Source organism: Frankia sp. AgKG'84/4, from assembly GCF_023242965.2.
Taxonomy (GTDB): Bacteria; Actinomycetota; Actinomycetes; order Frankiales; family Frankiaceae; genus Frankia.
Window position 1 is genome coordinate 22,785 of the sequence record NZ_JALKFU020000013.1, and the last position, 7,840, is coordinate 30,624.

The following is a 7,840-nucleotide window of genomic DNA, read 5'->3' on the forward strand; positions in this document are numbered from 1 at the left end:
TTGTGTACGACGGCTGGCTGGCCGTCGAGCGGAAACGGTGGGAGGGCTCATGACGGAGTTTCATGGCTGGGAGGACATCCGCGCCGAGCTCCATGACCGTGATGATGCGGCGCTCGCCCTTGAACGGGCGCGTACCGAGGCATGGGCCAGCGCCTTCCACCTGGCCGAGGAACGTAGGCGGCTGCACCAGATCGCCTGACCCGGGTCTCCTCCGGGAGGGGGACCTCGTCGTCGGCGAGGCGCTGGTCGGGGGCGGGCTCGCCGCCGCGGGCCGCCAGCAGCCAGGCGAGGGTGGCCGCGACCGCGCAGATCACCACCGCGACCCACAGCACCGTGGTGTATCCGCGCAGGGTCTGCACGCCGGCGGTGGAGGTGTGCCCGGCCAGGATCGAGGCGGCCAGGGCGCTGCCCGTGGAGAACCCCACGTAGCGCACGACCTGGTAGAAGCCCATGGCGCTACCGGTCTCCGTGGCCGGTACGGTCTGGACGATCAGGCCGGGAATGGCCGCGTAGGTCGTCCCCAGTCCGAGGCCCAGAATTCCCATCATCACGAATGCCGCCCACAGGCCGCTGTGCACCAGCGCGAAGAAGCCGCTGGACGCGGCGACGACCAGGCAGCCCCCGGCCAGCACGCTGCGCAGACCGAACCGTCCAACCAGGCCCGGAAGCATCCGGGAGCCGCTCAGCATAAGCACCGACATCGGGACCAGGATCAGCCCGGCTGTGACGCTCGAGGCGGAGAAGCCGAATCCCCCGGAGCGCGGCGTCTGGATGAACTCCGTCATGCTGGCGATATCCATGTACATGGCGACGCCGAGCACGGTGGCGCACACGTTCCCGGCGAGCACCGCCGGATGCCGCAACAGCCGCAGCTCTACCAGCGGCGCCGCCACGTGCAGTTGCTGGACGGCCCAGACCGCGAGCAGAACCATGCCGGCGACCAGCAGTCCGATGATCCGCGCCGATCCCCAACCCCAGGTCGTCCCCTGGGCCACCCCGACAAGTAGCGTCACCACCCCCAGGGCCAGCAGCACCCCGCCCATCAGGTCGAGCCGGGCGGCGCCCGTCGCGGTGGCGTCACCGGGACCGTCGTGCCGGTGCGCGCTGGACGGCAGGACCGCGACGACGCAGGCCAACGCGATCGCGCAGACGCCGGCGCCGAACCAGTATGCCCCGGCCAGGCCCCACACCTCGGCAATCAGGCCACTGACCGGATAGCCGACGCCCGCCCCGGCGGCGGCCGTCACGGACAGCAGCGCGATCATCGAAGGGACCTTCCGCGCAGGCAGCTCGTCACGGGCGGTGGCCATCGCCAGCGGCACCAGCCCCAGACCAACGCCCTGCAACGCCCGCCCCACGATCAGCACACCCAGGCTGCCGGCCATCGCGGCGATCACCCCGCCCGCCGTGACCGCCGCCAGGCCGCCGATCATCGTCGGCCGCCGCCGAGGACCGTCACCCAGTCGCCCCAGCAGTGGCGAGCTCACCGCAGCCACCAGCAGGGCCACGGTAAGCGACCACTGGGCGGTGCTCAACGACTCGTGGAAGTGCCGAGCCACGGTCGGCAGCAGCGGCGCGCCCAGCGAGCTGACGATGCTGGTGGTGAGCGTGGCCAGCACCAGCACCGGCGCAAGCAGCTCGGCCCGACGACGGCTCCGGGCCACCTCCTGACCGGGCACCTGGTCGGTCGCCCGGTCGGACCCGGTCACGCCGGCACCTGCGCACGCCCGAGCGAGCCGGCCAGCCCGTCGAGGATCTCCGAGGCTCTAGCCAGCGCCTCAAGATCCTCATCGGAGAGTTCGGCCACCGCTGAGCGCAACAGCGAACGAAGGTGATCAACGGCCGTGCCGAGCTGTTCGCGGCCTCCTTCGGAGATCGACACCAGGACCATCCGCCCGTCCGCGCCGTCCCGCCCCCGGGCCACCAACCCCTGAGCCGCCAACCGGTCCACGAGCCGACTCACCGACGGCTGGGCCAACGCCTCCGTCTCCGCCAGCGCCGTGATGGAGCAAGGACCGTCCGCCACCGTTGCCAGCAGACCGATCTCGGTCCGCGTCAGCTCCCGGGTGCCGGACCTCATCAACAGCCGGGTCAGTCGCGACGCCCGACCCAGCAGAGTCGTCGCGACCACGTCGATCAGCTCGGCCCGCCGCGCCTTCCGCACCAGATCCATGCCTAAACTATATAGTTCTGCTAAGTATTACGCCAGATGTTCGCCGGGCGCTGTCCATGACCATGTGACCGCCAACCCCCGAGCCGTGAACCGGTGGTGGGACGTGGTGCGCGAGTGAGCCCTGGTGGGACGCGCTCGCGTGCATGACCTCCGACAGCGGAGCCCGCGGCTGCGACGACCCCCCGGCCGCGACAGACGCGGCGGTCGTCGCCAGTGCCGCCCCGGCGAGGTCATCCATGCCACCGGAAGGTGCGGGCGCGGGCGGTCCCGGGTCCCTGACCGTCGACATCACCTCTCCAGTCGGCTGGCTCGATCAGCTGGACCTGTGCCGGCTGATCCGTCAGCCGGCCGACGCGGAGGGCGTCGATCCGCGCATGGACCCAGCCGTATCGAGTCGGGTCACCGTGCGGCCGATGCGCACGCGGGGCGCGGGTGACACGGCGGGCGGGCCCGACGGTGACAGCGGGGCCAGGACAAGTTGGCGGCCGGCGTGGGGCGAGGATGCGGGATCCTTCCGGTTCCACGTGTGAAAGGCGAGCCACCAGTTCCCGTCGGCATCGACGAACGGTTCGGCTCCGCCCGGCCCGACACCCGCGTTCCCGGTGCGCAGGAAAGGCTCGGGCGCGGCGGTGCAGGGTCCGAGCGGCCCGGCGCAGGCGGCGGTCGCGGTGACGTAGTCGGGGCTGTGCCAGTCGCCGGCTGAGTAGATCAGATCGAAGCGGCCGCCGCGGGCGAGCATCGCCGGACCCTCCACGACGCCGTGTTGCCAGGCCAGGCCGGGGTGGAGCAGTTCCACCGCGGGGCCGGCCAGACGGCGGCCGTCCGGGCGCATCCGCGCGGCCCACAAGGTGGGGAGGTGCCCGGCCCGGATCCCCTCGCTCTTCCAGGTCAGGAAGCGGTCGGTCCCGGAGGTGTAAGGACTTGGGTCGATGCTGCCGCCCGCCTCGGACTGGCAGATCAGCGGTGCGGCGGAGACGTCGGCGAACGGTCCGGCCGGCGAGGTCGAGCTCGCGGTCGAAACGCACTGGATGCCGAGGGCGGTTACGCGGGCGGTGTAGTAGAGAACGAAGCCGCCGGCGACGGGGCTGACGGTCGGGGCCCAGGTCAGGAGCTGGCCGGCGGCGGCCCACCGGGGCAGGGCCGGCAGCGCGTCCCCGATCGCCTGCCAGGTCCGCAGGTCGGTGCTGCGCAGCACCGGGATGTTGCCCCCGTCCGCAGTATTCGTCCCGTAGGCGTAACCGACCCCGGCGACGGTCAGCACGAACGGATCGGCCAGGTTGGACCCGTGGACGGCAATGGCCGGACGGTCGTCCGGTGTGCCGCCGGTGGCCGCACCCGCGTCCGTACGCGTCGGGCCCGTCGCGCCGGCCGACGGCCCAGGGGCGGTGGTCCCCGCACCGGGTGCGCCGGCCCGCGCGGTCGACGAACCGGTCGAGACAACCCGGCCCACCAGCACCATCCCGGCTGCGGTGAACGCGAGCAGCACCACGACCATCGCCGTCACGGTGACCACGGTCGGTGCTCGGCGCGACCCCCGGTGGGCGTCATCGGCGGGGCGCGGGGGATCAGGCGGCGCGGGCGGATCGAGCAGGTGCGACATGGCGGCGCGGGCCTCCCGGCGGATTCGGATGCGACTGCGCAGCCTGGCCGGCCCAGATGTGCGTGCCGTGTGGGAATTGTCAGAGCCTCGTCCGGGTGCGGTGTCCGTCCGGCCGCGGTCTCGCGGCCACCGGATAACCGCCGGCTGCTCGAACAGAACTCTGCTGTGCCCTTTTAAATCCGGACAGTCTCTATTAGGTTGATCTAGGCCGGTTCGCGACCACGCCGGCCGGCCCGGTCATGCGGTCGGCCTGGTGGTCTCTGACCAGCCCGGCCTCGCCACCGAGTATGTGATCTTCTCCGACACTGGTGTACCGCTGACCATCGAACAGGTCATCACGCAACCGCCCGTTGGACTGCGCCTTCCCGCCGCCCCGACCGTCATGAGTTACACCGAGATCATCACGACCCGGCGCGTTCTCACCGTCGGTGCCGTCACATGACGGCCGTTGACGCGCATCGACTGGCAACGATGACAGCACGGAGGGCAGCGACAGCAGAACCGATCGCGACTGTCAGGGTAACCGCTCGGTTCATGAGCTCTCCCACCCTCCGTGCCATCAGCCTGCTACAGGTAGCAGTTACGCGCGGTCACGCTGTTCTAGCAGCCCGGCGCCGGAGCGTACGACGGGTTCTGCAGGAAGATCTGATCCGTCGCCCGAGGGGAAATAAAAGGCGGCGACGATGCTGTTCCGGGCCGGCGTGGACCTGAACGAGATTCGCGCGCTGCTGCGGCACACTCGGCTGGCCACGACGGCGGACATCTATATCGACGTTCTGGCGGACGTCCGGCGGGAGACGGCTCGCAGCATGGACGACATCCTCACCCGGCTCCGGAACCCGACCACCGATACGGAGAACGAGGGGGAGGAGGGGGCCACCTGAGTCGTCCTGCAGTACCGTCCGCCAACTGCAGTACTAACTGCAGTACTTGCGGCGCTGGAAGCGGCAGAGCCCCGTACCTTGGATGGGGGTACGGGGCTCTGACCTGTCTCAACCGTGCGTGCGCTCGGCAACGCACCCCAAGCATCCCCAACCGATCCTGCCGATGATGCTACGCATCGCGCACATATTCACACTGGGTGCCACTGGTCATGGTGCTGCGGATGCACCGACGGACCGCTGAGGACCGCTGCGCCGACAGTTCGCCTGGCACGACGACGCTGGAGAATCGGGTGGCAGGCCCAGCAGTCGACGTCGTGCGAGCCATACCCGTCTTCCCTGCGCCCGATCCTTTGGTTGGAACATGATCATATCGTCGCGTGAAGGCAGGCCTGGGGGAGTGGTCCACAGGTGCAGCCCGACCTCCGTCGACTTCGTCGCCCGCGACACCGTCGTCTTCCTAGCATCCCGGCAGGAGCTGCCTCGCAGTCGGGCCGGCTGTCCGCGTCCGCCTCAGGCCGGCCGCCGCGCCGTGGCGTTCACCGCCGGGTGGATCGCCCATTTCGCCGACGCCTACATCGCCACATACATCAGGGCCCCACGTCGTGTGGACGACATGGGGCCCTGACCTGCCTCAACCGGCGCGCACCGCAGGAGAATCGAACTCCCGAACCTCCCGACCATGATCACAGGAGGCGAACCTACCGGTACCGACGTCAGACTACCTGACGATCAGATTCTCACCGGACACAGGCGCTTAACCGGCAGGGACTCGACCAGCCACGTGAGGCCGGGAACGTCGCACCGACGCAGGTCGCCGCCTATCGCCGCGGGGGTGGGGGCGGGACCTGCAGATTCGGGACTGAGAGAATACGCGAATGTCCGTGGTGTCGGTGGTTCGTTCGCGTTCCGCCAGGCGGTTCCCGGTTGTGTTGGTCATAGCGACCACTCTGCTGGCCGGGATGACCGGTCGGGTTTTGTCCGTCATCGCGGACGGTTCTCCTGACGTTGCCGGTGTCGCGCGGGAGGAACTCGCCTACCTGCGCACGTCACTGGATCATGGCGGTGGGCAGCGCATGCAGAAGCTGTTTCCGGAGGGCTACTTCTTCACGAACGTCCTGTACGGACTCGCGCTCACCGATCTGGCGGCGGCCGGGCATGGTGATCGTCGGGCCGAGGGTGCCGAAGCCACGCGGGTCCTGGGCCGGTTGGCGTCGCCGGCTGGTACCGCGGTGTTCGATCGGGAGCTGTCGCCGTCGTACGGGGTCTTCTACACTGGTTGGTCGCTGTTACTGCGCGCACAGACCGCAGCGCTGGTCGAACCGGCGGGGCGCGCGGGGGATGAGTTGTCAGCGGTCGCTGACCGGCTGGCCGGGGCGGTGAAGATGGCTCTCGACACGGGCGGTTCGCCGTTTCTGCTTTCCTATCCGGGTCGTTCATGGCCGGTGGACACGGTAGTGGCGATGGCGGCGCTGCGTCGGGCCGACCAGGTAACGGGAGCCGACCATCGGGGATTGGTCGACCGGTGGCTTCGGCGGGCGGAGGCGTTTGCGGATCCGGCCACCGGGCTGCTCCCGCATGAAGCAGATCCGGTGACAGGGCGAGGTCTGGGCGGAGCGCGGGGAAGCTCACAGAGCATCATCCAACGTTTCTGGCCTGTGCTCGATCCCGCCGGTGCGCCGGCGTCCTATCAGAGGTTCAGGTCCACCTTTCTCACCCGGCGATTCGGTGTGGTTGGCGTCCGGGAGTATCCGCGGGGTGTTGCCGGCGGCGGCGATGTGGATTCTGGTCCGCTGGTGGCCGGGCTGTCGGCGAGCGCGACAGCGGTGACGATCGCGGCGGCGCGAGCCCACGGCGATCAGGCAGTGGCGGTGTCGCTGACGCACGAGGCGGACGTGTTCGGCCTCCCGTTCCGCTGGTTCGGGTCCCGCCGCTACCTCGGTGGTTGTCTACCAGTGGCCGACGCGTTCCTGGTCTGGGCTCGCACCACACCACTGCCTATGGCTGGGTCAAACTTCGCGGCCGCGCCGATGGTGTGGTGGCCTGCCGTGCTGTTGGGCTTGCCATGGCTCGGCCTGGCCGCCGCCTGGACCCTGACCGTGCGACGTCGATTGCTGTCCTCGCCGGATCGCGGGCTGAGGTGCCCCGTTCCTCCCGGACAGGGCCCCTACTAGAATAGGGGCATCCCGGAGGAGATCTCAATTGGCACAGAAACGCAGGAAGTACTCGCCTGAGTTCAAGGACCAGGCAGTGAAAGCGGTGATCGAGACTTCTCGTCCGATCGCCGACGTCGCACGTGAACTTGACATCCTCCTCCCTTCTCCCGGGTGATCCGCTTGGTATCCTGACTGCCTATCATGAGCACTGACCAGAGCACGTCACCGGCCGACCAGGTACTCCTTCACGTCCGTGACCTCAGCCTTTCTCCCGACACCGGAGTGACCGTTCTCGGCTCCTGGCTCGATCACACGGCACTCCTGGCCCCCTCCGTCTGCGTCGTGTACAGGAACGCGAAGCATCCCCACGCCGCCAGCATCCTGATCGGCGTACGCTGGCCGGTCGGCGAGTCGACGGGCGTCGAGGGCGACGAGGAACAGGAACCGAGAGAATGGGCCGTGTCCCACTTCTCGAACTACATCGAGGAGCCCCTCGGTGCCACTGCCGGCCGTCTCCGGTACGACGAGCATGGAATCGGCTGGTTCGGATACACCGCGGACCCGCTGCCGACCATCCCCGAGGAGCTGCTGCGCCGCCTTTCGTCAGACACCAACTGAACCGGCATAGTTAAGCGCTGTTGCATTGCGAGGAAGCGGTGCATACGGGCAGGCCGGCGACGGACGGTCAGATGGCGGCGGCGAATTCGGTGAACACGGCTGCCGGTCGCAGCTGTGGGTCGGTGTCGGTGGCGAGTTTGTGGTGGCCGGCGCCAACAGCACCCGCTGGCGCTCGCCACCGGAGAGCGTCCAGATAGAGGTCGGCTTTCCGGAGGAGCCGCGACGGGGATACACGCGCCGCGTTGGCGATCGCAGGGACGCCTATCCGATTCCGAGGATTTTCCCGAGTTTCTCGGAAGGGATGGGGCGTCGGTGTTCGATCCAGTACTGGAAGTGGCGGAATCAAGTAGTCATGGCGACGCATGACTTTCCAACAATTCGGCGAAGACCTCGACTGGCTTCGCCCATGTAA

General features: G+C 69.0%; 8 protein-coding genes. 5 read left to right on the top strand and 3 right to left on the bottom strand.

The genetic code is table 11. The annotated features are described in order from the left end of the window. Positions 1-47: 47 nt before the first annotated feature. The 3 genes from MXD58_RS02470 to MXD58_RS02480 form a co-directional block, all read right to left on the bottom strand. Complete coding sequence (locus MXD58_RS02470) at positions 48-1,709, bottom strand: MFS transporter (RefSeq protein WP_248838753.1); 1,662 nt, start codon at positions 1,707-1,709, stop codon at positions 48-50. Further along, positions 1,706-2,173, bottom strand: coding sequence for a MarR family winged helix-turn-helix transcriptional regulator (locus MXD58_RS02475; RefSeq protein WP_248838752.1), 468 nt, complete (start codon positions 2,171-2,173; stop codon positions 1,706-1,708). The genes MXD58_RS02470 and MXD58_RS02475 overlap by 4 nt, the downstream gene beginning before the upstream one ends. Positions 2,174-2,513: 340 nt before the next feature. Beyond that, on the bottom strand, positions 2,514-3,773 hold the full coding sequence (locus MXD58_RS02480) for a glycoside hydrolase family 43 protein (protein WP_374615524.1): 1,260 nt from the start codon (positions 3,771-3,773) through the stop codon (positions 2,514-2,516). Between the two features lie 253 nt (positions 3,774-4,026). On the opposite strand from MXD58_RS02480, the gene MXD58_RS02485 reads away from it, so the two are divergent. The 5 genes from MXD58_RS02485 (at position 4,027) to MXD58_RS02500 (ending at position 7,428) form a co-directional block, all read left to right on the top strand. After that, on the top strand, positions 4,027-4,215 hold the full coding sequence (locus MXD58_RS02485; protein WP_248838751.1) for a hypothetical protein: 189 nt from the start codon (positions 4,027-4,029) through the stop codon (positions 4,213-4,215). 241 nt (positions 4,216-4,456) lie between these two features. Then, a complete protein-coding gene (locus MXD58_RS02490; protein ID WP_248838750.1) occupies positions 4,457-4,657 on the top strand; it encodes a hypothetical protein in 201 nt (66 codons plus the stop codon). Positions 4,658-5,583: 926 nt separating this feature from the next. After that, positions 5,584-6,828, top strand: a complete 1,245-nt coding sequence (locus tag MXD58_RS02495) for a hypothetical protein (protein ID WP_250609003.1) — start codon at positions 5,584-5,586, stop codon at positions 6,826-6,828. Between the two features lie 28 nt (positions 6,829-6,856). After that, entirely contained in the window at positions 6,857-6,985 is a 129-nt protein-coding gene (locus tag MXD58_RS30955) for a transposase (protein WP_374615526.1), read from the top strand. 26 nt (positions 6,986-7,011) lie between these two features. Further along, positions 7,012-7,428, top strand: a complete 417-nt coding sequence (locus MXD58_RS02500) for a hypothetical protein (protein ID WP_248838748.1) — start codon at positions 7,012-7,014, stop codon at positions 7,426-7,428. Positions 7,429-7,840: the final 412 nt, after the last annotated feature.

Excerpts from the sequence above, each read along its gene's own strand:
- MXD58_RS02475 (WP_248838752.1), bottom strand. The coding sequence starts at position 2,173 with ATGGATCTGGTGCGGAAGGCGCGGCGGGCCGAGCTGATCGACGTGGTC.
- MXD58_RS02500 (WP_248838748.1), top strand. The coding sequence starts at position 7,012 with ATGAGCACTGACCAGAGCACGTCACCGGCCGACCAGGTACTCCTTCAC.
- MXD58_RS02490 (WP_248838750.1), top strand. The coding sequence starts at position 4,457 with ATGCTGTTCCGGGCCGGCGTGGACCTGAACGAGATTCGCGCGCTGCTG.
- MXD58_RS02480 (WP_374615524.1), bottom strand. The coding sequence starts at position 3,773 with ATGTCGCACCTGCTCGATCCGCCCGCGCCGCCTGATCCCCCGCGCCCC.